Consider the following 20,530-nt stretch of genomic DNA (forward strand, 5'->3'; position numbering starts at 1 on the left):
CTGGAACACCGCATTCGCGAGCAAGCCCGCTCCCACATTTTTGATTGGGGTTACAGGGCGATACCGCTGATGCTCACGCCCAGGGTATGGCTTTCACCTGGCGCCAGCGTCACCACATCGTCCAGCACATTCGCGGTCTCGATGCACAACATGCCCTGCCAGCCGTCGTCGGCCATGTCGCTGAAGGCCTTGGCACGTTCAGTCCACGGGTTCCAGATCACCGTCGAGCGCGAGCCTGTGCTGGTGAGTTGAACGCGGCGCTGCCAGTCTTTATCGACGATGTTCAGCTGAGCCGGGGTGTCGAGGTAGATGCGGTCGGTCTCGGCGGTGAAGTGCAGCAGCCCGGATTGCTGCTTTGGGGTCCAGCCGTCGGCCGTATCGATATAGTCCCGCCCGTCCAGGCCGTCGACCTGCACGTTGCGTACATCGCTGACCGCAAAATAGCTGTGCAGCGCCTGGCTGAGGCTGACGGTCTCGGCGCCGTGGTTGTGGCTGGTCAGGCGGATGTGCAGTTGATCATCCAGCAGGATGCTCATCTTCAGGTCAACCTGATGCGGCCAACCCGGGAAGCCACCTTCAGGCACTGGCAGTTCCAGCTCAACCCTCAGCGCTGTGCCTTCAGCCTCAACGCCAGCCAACGTCCAGTCAGCGGTCCGCACGAAACCATGGGCACCGGCCGGCTCGGCGCCCTGGTACATGGCCTTGACGCTCTGCGGGTTGCGGTCGAACACACCAAACCACGGCCAGCACACCGGCACGCCGGTACGAATGCCTTTGCCTTTCTTGAACACCACCTGATCGTTGGGCCAGATCAGCGGCTTCTCGCCGGTGCGCTGGTAACTCACGATGTGCGCGCCTTGCTGGGCCACCACCAATTCGGCGCCGTTGTGGCGGATGCGCCAAGCGTTCAGCTCATCCAGTTTTACGGTTTCAATGTTGGGCGTAGACATAGGCGCGCGCTCTCAATGGCAGACAATGGGGCAATGGACCGTCAAAACGTCGCGATGTTTAACGCGCCCGCGACGGAACCGAGCGGGTGCGGCCGCTGCCATCGATGGCAACGAACACAAACACCGCCTCGGTCACCTTGCGCCATTCGCTGGACAGCGGGTCGTCGCTCCACACTTCGACCATCATCTGGATCGAGCTGCGGCCGATTTCCAGGGCTTGGGTGTAGAAGGACAACTGCGCGCCGACGGCCACGGGCACCAGGAATGCCATGCGATCAATCGCCACGGTGGCTACGCGGCCACCGGCAACCTTGCTCGCCATGGCGGTGCCGGCCAGGTCCATCTGCGCGACCAGCCAGCCGCCGAAGATGTCGCCGAAACCGTTGGTCTCACGCGGGAGTGCGGTGATTTGCAGGGCGAGATCGCCTTGCGGGATAGGATCTTCTTGTTCGAGTTCGATCATGCCGGTGCCTCTGACCCGTGACGCTTCATGGGTATTTCAAGTGGATAGCCGTCTTCTGGAAAAACGTTTCAGCACCAACATACACCGCTCGATGCGTTTCTCGTAAGGCGTACTAAAGGGAAACTCTGCCAAATCGGCTGGTGTATAACCAACGGCGTTTTGGCACAGCAGCCCCTCAAGGATGCGGGTCTGGCGCTTGCAAGGGCCGAGTATATCGAGCCGTCGGCGCCACGACGACCTCCCGACGCTCATTTGGTCGGTAAATAGACGCTGTATCGCGGCTTTTTCCGGCAACTGTGCTCCTGCCCATATTAATTGCACGTCTGCTACGGAAATATTTCGCGGATCTGAACTGTTAACGGCTCAACGCTGTGCTTTTTCAAGCGATTTGCTATCTTGCCAAGCCTGCCGCAAGTCCCGGGCTTGCCGTCCTGACTACTATAAGAGAAGCCTTGCCATGTCCTCCGTGCCCGCAAGCAGTGCGCAACCTTCGCGCCCGCTGACCCGCAACGACTACAAAACCCTGTCGCTGTCTGCCTTGGGCGGGGCGCTGGAGTTCTACGACTTCATCATCTTCGTATTTTTTGCGACGGTAGTCGGGAAGCTGTTCTTCCCGGCGGACATGCCCGAATGGCTGCGCATGATGCAGACCTTCGGCATCTTCGCCGCCGGCTACCTGGCGCGGCCGTTGGGCGGGATCATCATGGCGCACTTCGGCGACCTGCTGGGGCGCAAGAAGATGTTCACCCTGAGCATCTTCATGATGGCCGTGCCGACCCTGATCATGGGCCTGCTGCCGACCTACGCGCAGATCGGCCTGTGGGCGCCGATCCTGTTGCTGCTGATGCGCGTGATCCAGGGCGCGGCGATTGGCGGTGAAGTGCCGGGCGCGTGGGTGTTCGTGTCCGAGCACGTGCCGCCCCGTCACATCGGTTATGCCTGCGGCACCCTGACCAGCGGCCTGACGGCCGGCATTCTGTTGGGTTCGCTGGTGGCCACCGCCATCAACACGCTCTACAGCCCGGAACAGGTGTCGGATTACGCCTGGCGCATTCCGTTCCTGCTGGGGGGTGTGTTCGGCCTGTTGTCGGTGTACCTGCGTCGCTGGCTGCACGAAACCCCGATCTTCGCCGAGATGCAGCAGCGCAAGACCCTGGCGGCCGAGCTGCCGTTGCGCGCGGTGTTGCGTGACCATCGTGGCGCCATCGTACTGTCGATGCTGTTGACCTGGCTGCTGTCGGCCGGTGTGGTCGTGGTTATCCTGATGACGCCGACCGTGCTGCAAACGATCTACCACTTCAGCCCAACGGTGGCGCTGCAGGCCAATAGCCTGGCCATCGTCACCCTGAGCCTGGGGTGTATCGCTTCCGGCGCCCTGGCCGACCGTTTTGGTGCCGGGCGCGTGCTGATCATCGGTTGTGCCTTGTTGCTGGCAACGTCCTGGACGCTCTATCACAGCCTGATGGCTCACCCGGACTGGCTGTTCCCGCTGTACGCCTTGACCGGCCTGTTTGTAGGCACCATCGGCGTGGTGCCCTATGTCATGGTGAAAGCGTTCCCGCCGGTGGTGCGTTTCAGCGGTTTGTCGTTCTCCTACAACGTCGCCTACGCCGTATTCGGTGGCCTGACGCCGTTAGCGGTGTCGCTGCTGATGAAGGAAAGCCCGATGGGCCCTGCTTACTACGTGGCGGCCCTGTGCGTGATGGGGATGGCGGTGGGTGGGTACCTGTGGAAGCGCGGGCGCTGACACGTTTTTGAAAACTGCCGGACAACCTTGTGGCGAGGGAGCTTGCTCCCGTTGAACTGCGCAGCCGTTCCATTCTGGGGACCGCTACGCGACCCAACGGGAGCAAGCTCCCTCGCCACAGATTTTGCCTTACAACGATTACAGATTGTTTCCACGAAATCGCTCCAACCTCCTCGCAAGCCCCGGATTTATTGACGTTTCTCCTTCCTGTCAGCTTTTTCATAAATGCTGGCCTTTCATCTAATTGTCATATTCCAGACATAGAGTGTTCACACGGCCTACCGATACTTGGCCCCGATCCAACTATCCCTATCTGCTAGGAGCAAGGCATGAAACTGAAACGTTTGATGGCGGCAATGACTTTTGTCGCTGCTGGCGTTGCGACCGCTAACGCGGTAGCCGCTGGTGTTGACCCGGCGATTCCGGCTTACGTGAAGACCACTGGTGTGTCGGGCAACCTGTCCAGCGTTGGTTCCGATACCCTGGCAAACCTGATGACCCTGTGGGCTGAGGGTTACAAAAAGGAATACCCGAACGTCAACATCCAGATTCAGGCCGCCGGCTCCGCCACTGCACCTCCTGCACTGACTGAAGGCACCTCCAACCTGGGCCCGATGAGCCGCAAGATGAAGGACACCGAACTGGCTGCCTTCGAGCAGAAGTACGGCTACAAGCCAACCGCGATCCCGGTTGCCGTGGATGCCCTGGCCGTGTTCGTGCACAAGGACAACCCGATCCAGCACCTGACCATGGAACAAGTCGACGCGATCTTCTCCTCGACTCGTCTGTGCGGCGCCAAGGCTGACGTCAAGACCTGGGGCGACCTGGGCGTGACCGGCGACCTGGCCAACAAGCCAGTGCAACTGTTCGGTCGCAACTCGGTATCCGGCACCTACGGCTACTTCAAGGAAGAAGCCCTGTGCAAAGGCGACTACAAGCCTAACGTGAACGAACAACCTGGTTCGGCGTCGGTTGTGCAGTCCATCAGCTCCTCGCTGAACGGCATCGGTTACTCGGGCATCGGTTACAAAACCGCCAGCGTGAAAACCGTGGCCCTGGCCAAGAAAGGCAGCACTGACTTCATCGAAGACAGCGAAGAAAACGCCCTGAACGGCAAATACCCGCTGTCGCGCTTCCTCTACGTCTACGTCAACAAAGCCCCGAACAAGCCTCTGGCCCCGCTGGAAGCCGAGTTCGTGAAGCTGGTTCTGTCCAAACAGGGCCAGGAAGTGGTAGTGAAAGACGGCTACATCCCGCTGCCAGCCAAAGTTGCCGCCAAGGCACTGGCTGACCTGGGCCTGAAAGAAGGTGGCAAATAAGCCGCCGGTAAACCTGCCTGGAACCGCGGTTTACCCACGGTTCAAGGCCTGGGCGGGGTCTGTAAGACATGGACCTCGCCTCCCATTTTTTAATCCGCTGCCAGCCCTGCTACGCGGCGGATTTCTTGCGTCACTGCATTGTCATCTTTCTGTCATACAGGATCGCTAGGGTGTGCGCATGAATGATCTGGCCAATTCCACCATGACGACGACTTCTCCCCCCAAGCGCATTGATTTCAATACGCCTGAGCTGCAACGCAAGCGCCGCATCCGCGCGCTCAAGGATCGCCTGACCCGTTGGTACGTGCTGGTGGGCGGCCTTGCCGTCCTGGGCGCGATCACCTTGATCTTCTTCTTCCTCGCCTACGTGGTCGCGCCGCTGTTCCACGGCGCCAACCTGACCAAGGAAGAGGCCCTCGCGCCTGCCTGGCTGCAGGACGCCGGCAAGCCGCTGATGATCTCCATGGAAGAACAGAACCAGGTCGCCATGCGGGTTTCCGACAAGGGCCAGGCGCTGTTCTTCAACGTTGACACGGGTGCCGAACTCAAGCGCGTTGACCTGCCGTTGCCGGCGGGCGTGACAGTCGCCTCCATTGGTGAAGACCAGCCCGGCAGCCCGCTGGTGATCCTCGGCCTGTCCAACGGCCAGTCCCTGGTGTTCCGCCACACCTATAAAGTGTCGTACCCGGACGGCAAGAAGACCATCTCGCCCGCCGTTGAATACCCTTACGGCGAAACACCGATCGTCCTCGACGAACAGGGCCGCTCCCTTGAGCATGTCGCCTTGAATGCGACCGACTCGACGCTGGTGGTGGCTGGTTCCAGTGGTGCCCATCTGAACGTGCTGTCCATCAGCCGTGAAGAAAACATGATGACCGAGGAAGTCACCACCGAGCAGAAACGCATCGAGCTGCCGCAAATGACCGAGCCGGTCAAAGCCATCTTCGTTGATCCGCGCCAGCAGTGGCTGTACGTGATCAACGGTCGCGCCCAGGCCGACGTTTTCAGCCTGCGGGACAAGAGCCTCAACGGTCGCTACAAATTATTGGAAGACGGCGTGGCGCAAGTCACGGCCAGCACCCAGCTGGTGGGCGGTATCTCGCTGATCATCGGTAACTCCAGCGGTGGCCTGGCGCAGTGGTTCATGGCCCGCGACCCGGACGGCGAACAACGCCTGAAGCAGATCCGTACCTTCCAGATGGGCACCGCGCCTATCGTTGAAATCACTGCTGAAGAACGTCGCAAAGGCTTCACCGCCCTCGACGCTTCCGGCAAGTTCGGTGTGTTCCACAGCACTGCCCACCGTACGTTGCTGGTGGACCAGGTGGTCGACGGTAACGGTATCTTCGGCATGTCGCCACGGGCCAACCGGGTGATCGTCGAGGCCGGCGGCAAGCTGCAACCGCTGCTGCTGGACAACCCGCACCCGGAAGTTTCCTGGAGCGCGCTGTGGAGCAAGGTCTGGTACGAAAACTACGACGAACCTAAATACGTCTGGCAATCGACCGCCGCCAACACCGATTTCGAACCCAAGATGAGCCTGGCGCCCCTGACCTTCGGTACCCTGAAGGCCGCGTTCTACGCCATGCTGCTGGCCGCACCACTGGCCGTTGCCGCTGCGATCTACACCGCTTACTTCATGGCCCCGAGCCTGCGCCGCAAGGTCAAGCCGGTGATCGAATTGATGGAAGCGATGCCGACGGTGATCCTCGGCTTCTTCGCCGGCCTGTTCCTGGCGCCGTATGTCGAAGGGCATTTGCCGGGGATTTTCAGCCTGCTGATGCTGCTGCCGATCGGCATCCTGGTGGCCGGCTTCGTCTTCAGCCGCCTGCCTGAGTCGATCCGCCTGCGGGTCCCGGATGGCTGGGAAAGCGCGATCCTGATCCCGGTGATCCTGTTTGTGGGCTGGCTCTCGTTGTACATGAGCCCGTACCTGGAAACCTGGTTCTTCGGCGGCGACATGCGCATGTGGATCTCCCACGACCTGGGCATCACCTACGACCAGCGCAACGCCCTGGTAGTCGGCCTGGCCATGGGTTTCGCGGTGATCCCGAACATCTACTCCATCGCCGAAGACGCCGTGTTCAGCGTGCCGCGCGGCCTGACCCTGGGCTCCCTGGCCCTGGGCGCCACGCCATGGCAGACCATGACCCGCGTCGTGATCCTGACCGCCAGCCCAGGCATCTTCTCGGCGCTGATGATCGGCATGGGCCGCGCGGTCGGTGAAACCATGATCGTGCTGATGGCCACCGGCAACACGCCGGTGATGGAGATGAACCTGTTTGAAGGCCTGCGAACCCTGGCAGCCAACGTCGCGGTGGAAATGCCCGAATCGGAAGTCGGCGGCAGCCACTACCGCGTGCTGTTCCTCTCGGCGCTGGTGCTGCTGCTGTTCACCTTCATCATGAACACCCTCGCCGAGCTGATTCGTCAGCGTCTGCGCAAGAAATACTCGTCGCTTTAAGAAAGGTAGAAGTCTGTGAAACAGAACTCCCTGAATGGATGGTTCAAGAGCGGCGCCCCAGGCGTCTGGATCAGCGGTGGCGCGGTGTCCATCGCGGTCATCATGACCATTGGTCTGCTGGCCGTGATTGCCGTGCGTGGCCTGGGCCACTTCTGGCCGGCCGACCTGATCCAGGCCAACTACAACGTGCCGGGCCAGGAAAATCACATCGTCGTCGGCGAAGTGGTGCAGAAAGAAGAAGTGCCCCGCGAGCGCCTGAAAAGCGCTGGCCTGCCGGTGCCGGACCAAGGCCCGGAGTTCATGACCCGCGAGCTGATCAAGGTCGGCAACCGTGACTTGAACGGCAATGACTTCACCTGGATCGTCGGCGAGTGGCTGACCAACCAGACCAAGCCGGTCGAGTTGATGGCCATCGAGCGTCGTGAGTGGGGCAACTTCTACGGCACCCTGGTCAACGTCAAGCAGGACGGCAAGGTGATCGCCGAAGGCGAGGCGGCCTGGCCGGAACTGCAAGCCCGCGTGGACCGCGTCAACAAGCTCGCGGCCCAGCTCAAGACCCTCGAGAAGTCCGACATCGGCGCCATCAACGCCGGCCTCGAACGCATCCGCCTGCACGGTCGCAAACTGGAGCTGGAAGGCAAGCTGGACGCCACCGCCCAGGCCGACATGGACAGCGGCCGCGCCGAACTGAACAACCGCTACAAGGACATCGAAGCCCGCCTGGCCGACCTGCACACCCAGTTCAACCGCGACAGCCTGACCGCCCGCGATGCCAACGGCAAAGAAATCGAAATCGGCATTGGCAAGGTGGTGCACGCTTACCAGCCGAACGCCATGGGCTACATGACCAAGGTTGGTTTCTACTTCAGCAAGGTCTGGGAATTCCTCAGCGACGATCCACGGGAAGCCAACACCGAAGGCGGGATTTTCCCGGCGATCTTCGGCACCGTGATGATGACCCTGATCATGGCGATGATCGTGACCCCGTTCGGCGTGCTGGCGGCGGTGTACCTGCGTGAATACGCCAAGCAGAACACCCTGACGCGGATCATCCGCATCGCGGTGAACAACCTGGCCGGTGTACCCGCCATCGTTTACGGCGTGTTCGGCCTTGGCTTCTTTGTGTACGTACTGGGCGGCTCGGTTGACCGGCTGTTCTTCGCCGAGGCCTTGCCGGCACCGACCTTCGGTACGCCTGGCCTGCTCTGGGCATCCCTGACCCTGGCGCTGCTGGCAGTGCCGGTGGTGATCGTGGCCACTGAAGAAGGCCTGGCGCGGATTCCTCGCACCGTACGTGAAGGTTCTTTGGCACTGGGCGCGACCAAGGCGGAAACGCTGTGGAAGATCGTGCTGCCGATGGCCAGCCCGGCGATGATGACCGGCATGATCCTCGCCGTGGCCCGCGCCGCGGGTGAAGTGGCGCCGCTGATGCTGGTGGGTGTGGTGAAACTGGCGCCGTCGCTGCCGGTGGACGGCAACTACCCGTACCTGCATCTGGACCAGAAGATCATGCACCTGGGCTTCCATATCTATGACGTCGGCTTCCAGAGCCCCAACGTCGAAGCCGCGCGGCCGCTGGTGTACGCCACCGCCTTGCTGCTGGTGCTGGTGATCGCCACGCTCAACTTGTCGGCGGTGTGGATTCGTAACCACCTGCGCGAAAAATACAAAGCGCTGGACAGTTAATTGAAGTGAACGCGGACTAAATGTGGGAGCGGGCTTGCTCGCGAATGCGGTGTATCAGTCATACATGGGTCAACTGACCTGACGCCTTCGCGAGCAAGCCCGCTCCCACAAAACGAATTGGTAGCACAGGGAGCATCCCATGCAACATGAAACCCATTCCCACGGCATCAACATGTCAGCCCTGGGTCGCGACAAGCAGAGCCTGAGCCTGGCCCAGGAAACCGTGGCCATCGAAGTACCGGGCCTGAGCCTGTACTACGGCGACAAGCAGGCGCTGTACGACGTCAGCATGAACATTCCGAAGCAGCGCGTGACCGCCTTCATCGGCCCGTCCGGTTGCGGCAAGTCGACCCTGCTGCGCACCTTCAACCGGATGAACGATCTGGTGGACGGCTGCCGCGTCGAGGGCGCGATCAACCTGTACGGCACCAACATCTACCGCAAGGGCGAAGACGTGGCCGAGCTGCGGCGCCGGGTGGGCATGGTGTTCCAGAAGCCCAACCCGTTTCCCAAGACCATCTACGAAAACGTGGTCTACGGCCTGCGCATCCAGGGCATCAACAAAAAGCGCATCCTCGACGAAGCCGTTGAGTGGGCACTGAAAGGCGCGGCGCTGTGGGACGAGGTCAAGGACCGCCTGCACGAGTCGGCCCTCGGTTTGTCCGGCGGCCAGCAGCAACGTCTGGTGATCGCCCGCACCATCGCCGTGGAGCCGGAAGTGCTGCTGCTCGACGAACCGTGCTCGGCACTCGACCCCATCTCCACGTTGAAAGTCGAAGAGCTGATCTACGAACTCAAATCCAAGTTCACCATCGTCATCGTGACCCACAACATGCAACAGGCGGCGCGGGTTTCCGACTACACCGCGTTCATGTACATGGGCAAGCTGGTGGAATTTGGCGACACCGATACCCTGTTCACCAACCCGGCGAAGAAGCAGACCGAAGACTACATCACCGGTCGCTACGGCTAGCAGGTGGCTGGTTGCTCACTGAACTGATGCTGCGGTCGACCGCACCTTACTGGACGTTCCAAGGACGCCAACATGATTAGCAAAGAAGGCCTTACCCATCACATCTCCGCGCAGTTCAACGCCGAGCTTGAGGAGGTGCGCAGCCACCTCCTGGCCATGGGCGGGCTGGTGGAGAAGCAAGTCAACGACGCCGTCACCGCGCTGATCGAGGCCGACTCGGGCCTGGCCCAGCAAGTGCGCGAGATCGATGACCAGATCAACCAGATGGAACGCAACATCGACGAAGAATGCCTGCGCATCCTGGCCCGTCGTCAGCCGGCGGCGTCCGACCTGCGTTTGATCATCAGCATCTCCAAGTCGGTGATCGACCTGGAGCGCATCGGTGACGAAGCCACCAAGATCGCCCGCCGCGCCATCCAGTTGTGTGAGGAAGGCGAAGCGCCGCGTGGTTATGTCGAAGTGCGCCACATCGGTGACCAGGTGCGCAACATGGTTCGCGACGCCCTCGACGCGTTTGCCCGTTTCGACGCCGAGCTGGCGTTGTCGGTGGCTCAATACGACAAGACCATCGACCGAGAATACAAGACGGCGCTGCGCGAACTGGCGACCTACATGATGGAAGACCCGCGCTCTATCTCACGGGTACTGAGCATCATCTGGGTACTGCGTTCGCTGGAACGCATCGGCGACCACGCACGCAACATCTCGGAACTGGTGATTTACCTGGTGCGGGGTACCGACGTGCGGCACATGGGCCTCAAGCGGATGAAAGCAGAAGTTGAAGGTACGACCGATCAAATCCCTAATGTTCCGGGCGTTCCTGACGATAAGTAAGATTGCCCGAGAAATAAACGCCCGGCCTTTGGTCGGGCGTTTTCGTTTGTGGTGTTGGAATTTTTGGCAAAACGCCATCAGCGAAGCGTTATGCTTGCCGGGGTTTTTATAGGATGAAGGGTCGATGAGCAAAGTCAGTGTATTGGTGGTGGATGACGCCTCGTTTATTCGCGACCTGGTGAAGAAGTGCCTGCGTAACTACTTCCCGGGGATCAAGATCGAAGATGCGGTGAACGGCAAAAAGGCCCAGGCCATCCTGATGCGCGAAACCTTCGACATGGTGCTGTGCGACTGGGAAATGCCGGAAATGTCCGGCCTGGAACTGTTGACCTGGTGCCGTGAACAGCCTCATCTCAAAGCCATGCCTTTCGTCATGGTGACCAGCCGTGGCGACAAGGAAAACGTGGTGCAGGCGATCCAGGCCGGGGTTTCCGGCTACGTCAGCAAGCCATTCACCAACGAGCAGTTGCTGAACAAGGTCAAGCAGGCACTGAACAAGATTGGCCGCCTCGACGCGCTGATCGCCAGCGCACCGACCAAGATGAACTCGGCGTTCGGTAACGATTCCCTCAGCGCCCTCACTGGTGGCAAGCCTGACGCAGTCAAGCCGGCCCCGGTGGCCGCGCCCAGCAAAGGCCTGCTCAACAGCCCGCCGGTGCAGGTGGCTGCGGCAGCGTCGCCTGCCAGCGGTCGTGGCCAGGGCCAGCTGCGCTTGTCCAGTGGCACCCAGCAGTGTGTGATCAAGGCCCTGAGCATCAAGGAGGCGCTGCTGGTGGTGCGTCGTGGTGAAATCCTGCCTCAGGTACTGGAAAGCGCCGTGCTCGACCTGGAGCAGGGTGAGAACGCTGAAGTGGCGCGTCTGAATGGCTACCTGCATGCCGTGGTGGCCTACGAGCCCAAGCCCGACAGTGACTGGCTGCAACTGACCTTCCGGTTTATCGACCAGGATGCGCAGAAGCTCGACTACATCTCGCGGCTGATCGCCCGCGGGACTGCACAGAAGCATTTTGTGCCGGGTGCGTGACTTGATGGGGTCTCCAAAAAACCTGTGGCGAGGGGGCTTGTCCCCCGTTGGGCTGCGTAGCGGCCCCAAACCCTGTAATTGAGTTCTGCCTGACCCTGCGCGATAACTCTACTGGGGCCGCTGCGCAGCCCAACGGGGGACAAGCCCCCTCGCCACAGGGTTAGTGTTTGGTTCACATAGCACTGTCATGATCCCTTGTTAGCCTGCCATTCAGTCGTCCCTGGCAGGCCAACCCGATGCTCGTGCGCTCACTGCTGTTGTGTGGACTGTTCGCCGTTGTCATGCCGGCGATGTCCATGACCCTCTACAAATCCATCGACGCCGACGGCGCTGTGGTCTTCAGCGACCGGTACACGCCCGGGGCGCAGGCGTTTGTGTATCAGGAGCGGGTGATTCCCAAGCCTGTATATCCGTCGCAACCCGCTTCCTATCGTTATCCCTTGCCCTGGCGTGGCGGTCCGTTCCGTCTCACCCAAGGCCCCAACGGTACCTTCAGCCACTCCGAGCTCAAAAGCCGTTATGCGATGGACATTGCCATGCCTGAAGGCACGCCAATCATCGCGGCACGTGGCGGTGTCGTACTGAAAACCGAGAACGAGCAGAGCGGGCGCGGCAGCGATCCATCGGGCAATTTCGTGCGGGTGCAGCACGATGACGGCACGCAAGGCGTGTACCTGCACCTCAAGCAAGGGTCGGTCAGCGTCAGGGAAGGGCAGCGCGTGGCGGTGGGCAGCCCGCTGGCGCTGTCGGGCAATACCGGCAACAGCAGCGGGCCGCATCTGCATTTTGTGGTGCAGCGCACGACGGCGTCGGGGCTGGTGTCGATTCCCTATGAATTCAACCAGCCGGTGCAGGCGTTGCCCAACTTTGCGTTGGGCACGCGGTAAGGCTTTTGTAGGAGCGAGCTTGCTCGCGAAAAACCTGAGGGCGCTGCCGGGTGTCAGGATCCCAGCGTTATCGTTAACGTCCTTCGCGAGGAAGCTCGCTCCTACAGGGGGTGTGCCCTAGTCGAGCAACAGCACCTTGGCCAACACGATCTTCGGCCCTTTCATCTTCTTGATGATGATGCGCAGGCCTTCGACTTCCAGCACTTCTTCCTCTTCCGGCACCCGTTTCAGGGTGTCGTAGATCAGCCCGGCCAGGGTTTCGGCCTCGATGTGGTCCAGGTCGACGCCCAGCAGGCGCTCCACCTTGAACAGCGGCGTGTCGCCACGCACCAGCAATTTGCCCGGCTGGTAAGCGAGGATGCCGCGCTCGGCCTTGCGGTGTTCGTCCTGGATGTCGCCTACCAGTACTTCCAGAACGTCTTCCATGGTCAGGTAGCCGATGACCTTGCCGTCGGCCTCTTCCACCAGGGCGAAGTGCGCGCCGCCTTTACGGAACTGCTCGAGCAGTTGCGACAGCGGCATATGGCGCGATACGCGTTCCAGCGGGCGGGTCAGCTCGGCCAGGTTGAACGACTCGGGAATGTGGTCCAGGGCCGCCAGTTCCAGCAGCAGGTCCTTGATGTGCAGCAGGCCGACGAACTCGTTGCGCACGGCGTCGTACACCGGGTAACGGCTGAACTTGTGGCGACGGAACAGCGCCAGGATTTCCTTGAGCGGTGCGTTGAAGTCCAGGGTCACCAGGTCTTCCCGGGAGTTGGCCCAGTCCACCACTTCCAGCTCGCCCATTTCCACGGCGGAGGCCAACACGCGCATGCCTTGGTCGCTCGGGTCCTGGCCACGGCTGGAGTGCAGGATCAGTTTCAGTTCTTCACGGCTGTAATGGTGCTCGTGGTGCGGGCCAGGCTCGCCTTGGCCGGCGATGCGCAGGATGGCGTTGGCACTGGCGTTGAGCAGGTAGATCGCCGGGTACATGGCCCAGTAGAACAGGTACAGCGGCACGGCGGTCCACAGCGACAGCAACTCGGGCTTGCGAATGGCCCAGGACTTGGGCGCCAGTTCACCAACCACGATGTGCAGGTACGAGATCACGAAGAAGGCGGCAAAGAACGACACGCCCTTGATCACTTCCGGCGACTGCACACCGATCGCCCCCAGCAACGGCTCGAGGATGTGCGCGAAGGCCGGCTCACCGACCCAGCCCAGGCCCAGGGAGGCGAGGGTGATACCCAACTGGCAGGCCGACAGATAGGCGTCGAGCTGGCTGTGTACGGTGCGCAGGATCTGCCCGCGCCAGCCGTTCTTGTGGGCGATGGCCTCGACCCGGGTCGAGCGCAGTTTGACCATGGCAAATTCCGCCGCAACGAAAAAGCCGTTGAGCAGTACCAGGATCAGTGCAAAAAGAATCATGCCGAAGTCGGCGAAGAGTGTCGCGAGGGTGATGCCAGGGGAAGGGTCCATGATGGGGTTTTGCGGGTTCCGTCTAATCGAAAAGGGTGAGCAGGTGGGCCTGAAAGGCAGGCGCAAGTCCGCCAATGTAGCGGCTGACGGGGCGCTTGCCTAGTGGCGGCTGCCGGGCGGAAGGTCACTCGTCCTGATGAAGGACCCGGGAATGTGTCACCTGGGCCGGCGGGAAATGGCAGGTAAAGGTACTGCCATGGCCCAACACACTGCTGATTTCCAGCCGCGCGCGATGGCGCAGCAACACATGTTTGACGATGGCCAGGCCGAGCCCGGTGCCGCCGGTGTTGGAGTTGCGGCTGGAGTCGACGCGGTAGAAACGCTCGGTAAGGCGCGGCAAATGCTTGGCGTCGATGCCCATCCCGGAGTCCTGCACGCTGAGGTGTGCGCCCTGGTCGTCGGCCCACCAGCGGATGCGGATGTTGCCTTTGTCCTGGGTGTATTTGACGGCGTTGAACACCAGATTGGAAAACGCGCTGCGCAACTCGCCCTCACTGCCCTTGAGCAGGATCGATGGGTCGGCTTCAAGGGTGATCTGCTGTTCACGCTGCCCGGACAATGCCTGGGCGTCGCTCTTGATCGTCTGCAACAGGCTTTGCACCGGCACCGGATGGTTGTCCGAGGGGTAATCGGTGGCTTCCAGCTTGGCCAGCAACAGCAGGTCGTTAAGCAGGGTTTGCATGCGCGAGCCTTGCTGCTGCATCTGTTGCAGGGCACGGGTCCAGCGCGGGTTCACGTCTTCGACGTTATCGAGCAGCGTCTCCAGATAACCGCAGATCACCGTCAGCGGTGTGCGCAGTTCGTGGGAGACGTTGGCGACGAAGTCCTTGCGCATCTGTTCCAGCTGATGGATGCGTGTGACATCGCGCACCAGCATCAAATGTTCGTTATTGCCGTAGCGCGTCAGGTACAGCTGGATACGCACGCGGTCGTTGGTCGGTGACGGGATTTCCAGGGCTTCTTCGTAGTTGTCCTGCTCGAAATACTCCTTGAAACGCGGGTGGCGCACCAGGTTGGTCACCGGCTGGCCGCTGTCCTGGGGCGTCTTGAGACCCAGCAAGGTCTCTGCGGCGCGGTTCCACCATTCCAGGTTGCCGTCGCTGTCGAGCATGATGACGGCGTCTTTCAGCGCAGCGGTGGACTCCTGGACCCGATCGATTACCGCCTGAAGCCGCCCGCGTACGCGTTGGTCGCGGCGTTGCAGGTGGTAGATGCTGTCGAACACCTCGCCCCACAGGCCGTAGCCGTCGGGTGGTGCTTCGTCGGGTTTGTGCTGGCGCAGCCATTCGTGCAGGCGCAGCAGTTGCTTGAGGGTCCAGCCCAGGTAAAGGCCCAGGCCGACGGCCAGGCTCCAGCCGTAATAGCCGCTGACCAGGCCCACCAGCAGGCAGCCGGTGATCAACAGGAGCATGTGGCGGATCAGGGTGCCATGCCAGTTTTGGTTCACTTAAACACGCGTCCTTTCAGCTGTCTGGGCAGTTCGGGCTGGCTCAGCCTTTGGTGGAAAACCGGTAGCCGGTGCCGCGCACGGTTTGTACCAGATTCTCGTAAGCGTCGCCCAAGGCTTTGCGCAGGCGGCGGATATGCACGTCGACGGTGCGCTCCTCCACATACACGTTGCCGCCCCAGACCTGGTCCAGCAGTTGGCCGCGGGTGTAGGCGCGCTCCTGGTGGGTCATGAAGAATTGCAGCAGGCGGTATTCGGTAGGGCCCATCTCGGCGGGTTTGCCGTCGATGGTCACGCGGTGGCTGATCGGGTCAAGGATCAGGCCGTCGACTTCGATAGGCGCTTCGCCATCGGTGGGGCCGGCACGGCGCAGAACGGCTTTCAGACGGGCGACCAGTTCCCGTGGGGAAAAGGGCTTGGTGATGTAGTCATCGGCGCCGACTTCCAGGCCCTGGATCTTGTTGTCCTCTTCGCCCTTGGCGGTGAGCATGATGATCGGGATATCCCCGGTCAGCTCGTCACGCTTGAGGCGGCGGGCCAGTTCGATGCCGGAGGTGCCGGGCAGCATCCAGTCCAGCAGGATCAGGTCCGGCTTGCGGTCGACGATAATGGCATGGGCCTGCTGGGAGTTCTCCGCCTCCAGGCAGTCATAGCCGGCCATTTCCAACGCAACGGCGATCATCTCGCGAATGGGCGCTTCGTCGTCAACGATCAGAATGCTCCTGCCAACCATGCTAAATCCTCTTGTCATTTAACTGTCTTGCGCCGCATTAGATAACGGAATTATTGCAGTCGTGTGACAGTAATTTAGTCGCTTGGGCAATCCTTGCCTCTCTGGACTACGCTTTGGGTCCGAATCCTGACAACCACAAAAGGAAGGTTCCCATGACTCATAGTACTTTTTCCTGGAAAGCCCTGCTGGTAACGGCCGCGTTAACGCTGCCGACACTGGCGTTTGCGGCAGACCCGGCGATGACCAAGGACGGGATGCTGGTGGACCACAACGGCATGACCCTCTACACCTTTGCCAAGGACGCTGATGGCAAATCCATGTGCAACGACAAGTGCGCCACCAACTGGCCGCCGTTGATGGCCGAATCCACCGACAAGCCCATGGGCAAGTGGACCGTGATCACCCGTGACGACCAGAAAAGCCAGTGGGCCTACAGCGGCAAGCCGCTCTACACCTTCGTCATGGACAAGAAGGCCGGTGACATGACCGGCGAAGGCAAAATGGACGGGGCGTGGAAGGTCGCCAAGCCTTGATGTGAGCCGGATAAGGGTGAGGGGCCTGGCCTCTCACCGAAACCCGTAGTCCGCGACAATCCCGACAAAAATCGCCAACCCGGCCCAGTGGTTGTGCAAAAACGCCTTGAAGCATTTGAGCCGGTCCTTGTCCCGGGTGTACCAGAACTCCCAGGCAAAACACCCGGCCGCCGCGAGCAAGCCCAGGTGGAACCAGCCGCCCAGCTCAAAACGCATCCCCGCCAGCCACAGGCACACCAGTGCCAGGCCCTGCAGGGTCAGGATGATCACCCGGTCGGCATCGCCGAACAGAATCGCGGTGGATTTGACCCCGATTTTCAGGTCATCGTCGCGATCGGTCATGGCGTAGTACGTGTCGTAACCCACCGTCCACAACAGGTTGGCGATGTACAACAGCCATGCCGCGGCGGGCAGGCTGCCCGTTTCGGCGGTGAACGCCATCGGCATGCCCCAGGAAAACGCCGCGCCCAATACCACCTGCGGGTAATAGGTGTAGCGCTTCATGAACGGGTAGCTGGCCGCCAGCGCGAGGCCGCCCAGGGACAGCCAGATCGTCATGGAGTTGGTCAGCAGCACCAGCAGGAAACTGATGACCATCAGCACCGCGAAGAACACCAGGGCCTCTTTCGAGCTGATCCTGCCGCTGACCAGCGGGCGCTGCTCGGTGCGCTTCACATGGCCGTCGACCTTGCGGTCGGCCCAGTCATTGATGACGCAACCGCCGGCCCGGGTGAGTACCACGCCGAGCACGAAGATCAGGATATTGAGCAGCGATGGCGAACCCTTGCCAGCAATCCACAGCGCCCACAGCGTGGGCCACAGCAGCAGGTAAATGCCGATGGGCTTGTCCATGCGGGTCAACTGGATGAAGTCCCAGGCCCTTGGGTTCAGGTGATTCAGGGATTTGAGCAGGCGCTGGTACATCAGAAACGCTCCGGATGGTCGTGCACGGCTTGCCACAAGGTCGGCAGGAAGATTTCAGCCACCAGCACGCTCAGCGGCCCGCGGTCGAAGCGCGAGCGGCGTGCCCACAGGTGATCGGCCTGGTCCGCCGGGGGCAGCCATTCCCGTGGGTAGCGGCACACCTCGATGGCCTGGCGCGTGAAGGCGTGGTCACAAAACAGCAATTCCCCGAGAGACCGGCTGCCCAACTCATCCATGTGCAAGCCGTCGCCCTGCAAGGCGCTGCGGGCCGCCACGCTGCGGGCAAACACCCACGGCTGGCCATGGCCACGCAAATACACCTCGCGCACCCAGCCGATGCTGGCGGCGGGCAAGTCCAGGGTGGCGCATTCGTCGTCTCGCAGTGGCTGCCAGCCTTCGAACAACGGAGTCACGCTGAAGCCATCGTCGGACAGGCGCGTCAGGCGCCGGGTCAGCGAACCTTCATCGAACAGCCAGTTGAGTGTCAGCGGCGCGGGCAGTGGGCTCAGAAGGCTCTGGGTCAGCCATCGGCAAGCAGCGGGAAGGGCGTTTGAATGCGGCACGGAGGGTCATTATTGGCAGTTAATGAGGCGGCGAGCTTACCATGGTGCCCTGGACTTTTGCCGGAGTGCGCCAGGCCCATGCGTCGATCATGCTTGCATCTGCGCCTGCTGATCAGTACAAAACGCCCTGAGCCGCACGGCAAGGTTGCATCTATCGACCGTCGGCCAACGCGCCTGGACCTGAGGAAACAAGTAATGAAGAAGTGGCAATGTGTCGTCTGTGGCCTGATCTACGACGAGAAAGACGGATGGCCGGATGACGGCATCGCGCCGGGCACCCTGTGGCAGGACGTCCCCGAAGACTGGCTGTGCCCGGACTGCGGCGTGGGCAAAATGGATTTCGAAATGATCGAAATCGGCTGATTGCTGATTTAAATCGCAATTCAAGAACCGTACTAACTACAAGGAGAAAGGAATGAACGCACCTGTCGTGATCGTCGGCACGGGTTTGGCCGGTTACAACCTGGCTCGGGAGTTTCGCAAGCTCGATAGCGAAACCCCGCTGTTGCTGATCACCGCAGATGACGGGCGCTCCTACTCCAAGCCCATGCTCTCCACAGGCTTTGGCAAGAACAAGGAAGCCGATGGCCTGAGCATGGCTGAACCGGGCGCCATGGCCGAGCAACTGAAGGCCGAAGTGCGTACCCACACCCGCATCAGTGGCATCGACCCGGGCCACAAGCGCTTGTGGATCGGTGAGGAAGCGGTGGCCTATCGCGACCTGATCCTGGCCTGGGGCGCAGAAACCGTGCGGGTGCCGGTACAGGGCGACGCCGCCGAGCTGATTTTCCCGATCAACGACCTCGAAGACTACGCACGCTTTCGTGCCGCTGCGGCCGGAAAACGCCGGGTGCTGTTGCTGGGTGCCGGGCTGATCGGCTGCGAGTTCGCCAACGACCTGATCCTCGGCGGCTACGAGATCGACCTGGTGGCGCCGTGCGAGCAAGTCATGCCGACCCTGCTGCACCCGGCAGCCGCCGCAGCGGTGCAGGCCGGTCTGGAAGGCCTGGGGGCGCGTTTCCACCTGGGCCCGGTGCTCAATCGCCTGCAGCGCACCGCTGACGGCCTGGAAGCCCACTTGTCTGATGGCGAAGTGATCCAGTGTGACCTGGTGGTGTCTGCCATCGGCCTGCGCCCGCGTGTCGACCTGGCCGCCGCAGCCGGGTTGCAGATAAACCGCGGGATTATGGTGGACCGCCACCTCAAGACCTCCCACGCCAACATCTACGCCCTGGGCGACTGCGCCGAGGTCGATGGCCTGAACCTGCTGTACGTGATGCCCCTGATGAGCTGCGCCCGCGCCCTGGCCCAGACCCTGGCGGGTAACGCGACGGCCGTCAGCTACGGCCCGATGCCCGTCACGGTAAAAACCCCGGTCTGCCCGCTGGTCGTCTCGCCACCGCCACGGGGCAGCGAAGGCGTGTGGAGCGTCGAAGGGCAGGGTGGCGACATCAAGGCCCTGTGCCGCGACGCCAGCGGCCGACTGCTGGGCTACGCCCTGACCGGCACGGCCGTGATGGAAAAACTGGCCCTCAACAAAGAACTTCCGCCGCTGCTGGCGTAAATGCTGGTCGTTCTGTCGGAATAAGCATCATTTTGACCGTAGAAAGGTCGCCGTGAGACTGGCGCAGGCCCCGATGGCATGCCATCCTCACTCCCGTCTGCCGCAGAGTAGAGCCTGCGGCGCCTTGGGCGCTGCTCCGATAGAGAGCAGCACGGACATAACAACAAAAAACCGTCAAAGAGGCTTCACTTATGCGTAAACCAGAACTCGCAGCCGCTATTGCAGAAAAAGCAGACCTGACCAAAGAGCAGGCCAACCGCGTACTCAACGCCGTACTCGAAGAAATCACCGGCGCGCTGCATCGCAAGGACAGCGTCACCCTGGTAGGCTTCGGCACCTTCCTGCAGCGCCACCGCGGCGCCCGCACCGGCAAAAACCCGCAAACCGGCGAGCCGGTGAAAATCAAGGCGAGCAACACCGTTGCGTTCAAGCCAGGCAAGTCGCTTAAAGACAGCGTCAATCCGTAAGTAAAGAAGCCTGCGCTACGCACATGCGAGTGTGAGCGCGGGATAAAAAATGGGCACGCCGACTGGGTCGGGTGCCCATTTTTTGTTGGGGGCTGGTACGTATGCCAGATTAAGCCAGTTCGCCTAAACGCGTTTTTAGAGCGTCGACTTGCTCTTCCACTGCCTTGATGACATCAGCACTGCCTCCCCACATATCAAGAAACCCCCAGTCTTCATTGGTTGGGTCAATCATTTGCGTCAGTATTGAAATCGCGCGCTGGATCAGGGGCTTCAGTTCTGCCAAATGCTCCGCTGGCCATATATAGGGGTTGCCCAGGGTTTGTAATAGATAACAGGCAGCCCTAAAGGCGTCATAACGTTCTTCAGTGGGATCAAACTGGTTAATTTCGTTGATCAGGACTGCGAAATTCTGTTGTTTCCAAAATTCTTGAAACCAGTCGGCGGCTTCATCGTTTTCCCAAGGATTGTAATTCCAGGCGCCCATTTTTTACTCC

General features: G+C 61.2%; 20 protein-coding genes. 12 read left to right on the plus strand and 8 right to left on the minus strand.

The features are described 5' to 3' along the window. Positions 1-50: 50 nt before the first annotated feature. Positions 51-950 carry a D-hexose-6-phosphate mutarotase gene (locus HX824_RS17285; protein WP_177054868.1) on the minus strand — a complete coding sequence of 300 codons (900 nt, stop codon included), beginning with the start codon at positions 948-950 and terminating at the stop codon, positions 51-53. A gap of 58 nt (positions 951-1,008) precedes the next feature. Beyond that, positions 1,009-1,413 carry an acyl-CoA thioesterase gene (locus HX824_RS17290; RefSeq protein WP_003176975.1) on the minus strand — a complete coding sequence of 135 codons (405 nt, stop codon included), beginning with the start codon at positions 1,411-1,413 and terminating at the stop codon, positions 1,009-1,011. A gap of 457 nt (positions 1,414-1,870) precedes the next feature. On the opposite strand from HX824_RS17290, the gene HX824_RS17295 reads away from it, so the two are divergent. The 8 genes from HX824_RS17295 to HX824_RS17330 all read left to right on the plus strand — a co-directional run bounded on the left by HX824_RS17295 (position 1,871) and on the right by HX824_RS17330 (position 12,347). Continuing rightward, entirely contained in the window at positions 1,871-3,160 is a 1,290-nt protein-coding gene (locus HX824_RS17295; protein WP_003213403.1) for an MFS transporter, read from the plus strand. Between the two features lie 329 nt (positions 3,161-3,489). Further along, positions 3,490-4,479, plus strand: a complete 990-nt coding sequence (locus HX824_RS17300; RefSeq protein WP_003213401.1) for a phosphate ABC transporter substrate-binding protein PstS — start codon at positions 3,490-3,492, stop codon at positions 4,477-4,479. A 430-nt stretch (positions 4,480-4,909) separates the two neighbouring features. After that, complete coding sequence (locus HX824_RS17305; RefSeq protein ID WP_173406109.1) at positions 4,910-6,943, plus strand: ABC transporter permease subunit; 2,034 nt, start codon at positions 4,910-4,912, stop codon at positions 6,941-6,943. A gap of 15 nt (positions 6,944-6,958) precedes the next feature. Further along, on the plus strand, positions 6,959-8,629 hold the full coding sequence (gene pstA / locus HX824_RS17310) for a phosphate ABC transporter permease PstA (RefSeq protein ID WP_008439475.1): 1,671 nt from the start codon (positions 6,959-6,961) through the stop codon (positions 8,627-8,629). 139 nt (positions 8,630-8,768) lie between these two features. Next, a complete protein-coding gene (gene pstB / locus HX824_RS17315) occupies positions 8,769-9,602 on the plus strand; it encodes a phosphate ABC transporter ATP-binding protein PstB (protein ID WP_017476754.1) in 834 nt (277 codons plus the stop codon). 72 nt (positions 9,603-9,674) lie between these two features. Beyond that, positions 9,675-10,436, plus strand: coding sequence for a phosphate signaling complex protein PhoU (gene phoU / locus HX824_RS17320; protein WP_003213392.1), 762 nt, complete (start codon positions 9,675-9,677; stop codon positions 10,434-10,436). 124 nt (positions 10,437-10,560) lie between these two features. After that, positions 10,561-11,460, plus strand: coding sequence for a response regulator (locus HX824_RS17325; protein WP_003213389.1), 900 nt, complete (start codon positions 10,561-10,563; stop codon positions 11,458-11,460). A gap of 236 nt (positions 11,461-11,696) precedes the next feature. Next, entirely contained in the window at positions 11,697-12,347 is a 651-nt protein-coding gene (locus tag HX824_RS17330; RefSeq protein WP_008439474.1) for a M23 family metallopeptidase, read from the plus strand. 117 nt (positions 12,348-12,464) lie between these two features. Here the strand turns inward: HX824_RS17330 and HX824_RS17335 are convergent, their stop codons facing one another. From HX824_RS17335 to phoB, 3 genes are all read right to left on the minus strand, one after another. Beyond that, positions 12,465-13,805 (minus strand): hemolysin family protein, encoded by a 1,341-nt coding sequence (locus HX824_RS17335; protein WP_003213385.1) that lies wholly within the window; start codon positions 13,803-13,805, stop codon positions 12,465-12,467. 124 nt (positions 13,806-13,929) lie between these two features. Further along, positions 13,930-15,252: a phosphate regulon sensor histidine kinase PhoR gene (gene phoR / locus HX824_RS17340; protein WP_003213382.1), complete on the minus strand. Its 1,323-nt coding sequence runs from the start codon at positions 15,250-15,252 to the stop codon at positions 13,930-13,932. Positions 15,253-15,295: 43 nt separating this feature from the next. Next, positions 15,296-15,985 (minus strand): phosphate regulon transcriptional regulator PhoB, encoded by a 690-nt coding sequence (gene phoB, locus HX824_RS17345; protein WP_003195617.1) that lies wholly within the window; start codon positions 15,983-15,985, stop codon positions 15,296-15,298. Between the two features lie 152 nt (positions 15,986-16,137). Here phoB and HX824_RS17350 point away from each other — a divergent pair, with 152 nt between their 5' ends. Next, positions 16,138-16,518, plus strand: coding sequence for a hypothetical protein (locus HX824_RS17350; protein WP_087693726.1), 381 nt, complete (start codon positions 16,138-16,140; stop codon positions 16,516-16,518). Positions 16,519-16,551: 33 nt separating this feature from the next. Here the strand turns inward: HX824_RS17350 and ubiA are convergent, their stop codons facing one another. Both ubiA and HX824_RS17360 read right to left on the minus strand, forming a co-directional pair. After that, entirely contained in the window at positions 16,552-17,442 is an 891-nt protein-coding gene (gene ubiA, locus HX824_RS17355; RefSeq protein ID WP_003213378.1) for a 4-hydroxybenzoate octaprenyltransferase, read from the minus strand. After that, positions 17,442-18,005 (minus strand): chorismate lyase, encoded by a 564-nt coding sequence (locus HX824_RS17360; RefSeq protein WP_177054869.1) that lies wholly within the window; start codon positions 18,003-18,005, stop codon positions 17,442-17,444. Before HX824_RS17360 ends, ubiA begins: the two co-directional genes overlap by 1 nt. Before the next feature lie 195 nt (positions 18,006-18,200). Here HX824_RS17360 and HX824_RS17365 point away from each other — a divergent pair, with 195 nt between their 5' ends. From HX824_RS17365 to HX824_RS17375, 3 genes are all read left to right on the plus strand, one after another. Beyond that, positions 18,201-18,368 carry a rubredoxin gene (locus tag HX824_RS17365; RefSeq protein ID WP_003213373.1) on the plus strand — a complete coding sequence of 56 codons (168 nt, stop codon included), beginning with the start codon at positions 18,201-18,203 and terminating at the stop codon, positions 18,366-18,368. A gap of 52 nt (positions 18,369-18,420) precedes the next feature. Then, positions 18,421-19,569, plus strand: a complete 1,149-nt coding sequence (locus HX824_RS17370; protein ID WP_177050716.1) for an NAD(P)/FAD-dependent oxidoreductase — start codon at positions 18,421-18,423, stop codon at positions 19,567-19,569. 191 nt (positions 19,570-19,760) lie between these two features. After that, entirely contained in the window at positions 19,761-20,036 is a 276-nt protein-coding gene (locus tag HX824_RS17375) for an HU family DNA-binding protein (RefSeq protein ID WP_003213368.1), read from the plus strand. 109 nt (positions 20,037-20,145) lie between these two features. Here the strand turns inward: HX824_RS17375 and HX824_RS17380 are convergent, their stop codons facing one another. Beyond that, positions 20,146-20,520, minus strand: a complete 375-nt coding sequence (locus HX824_RS17380; RefSeq protein WP_177054870.1) for a DUF4259 domain-containing protein — start codon at positions 20,518-20,520, stop codon at positions 20,146-20,148. Between the last annotated feature and the right edge of the window lie 10 nt (positions 20,521-20,530).

Source organism: Pseudomonas sp. D4002, from assembly GCF_013385665.1.
Classification (GTDB): domain Bacteria; phylum Pseudomonadota; class Gammaproteobacteria; order Pseudomonadales; family Pseudomonadaceae; genus Aquipseudomonas.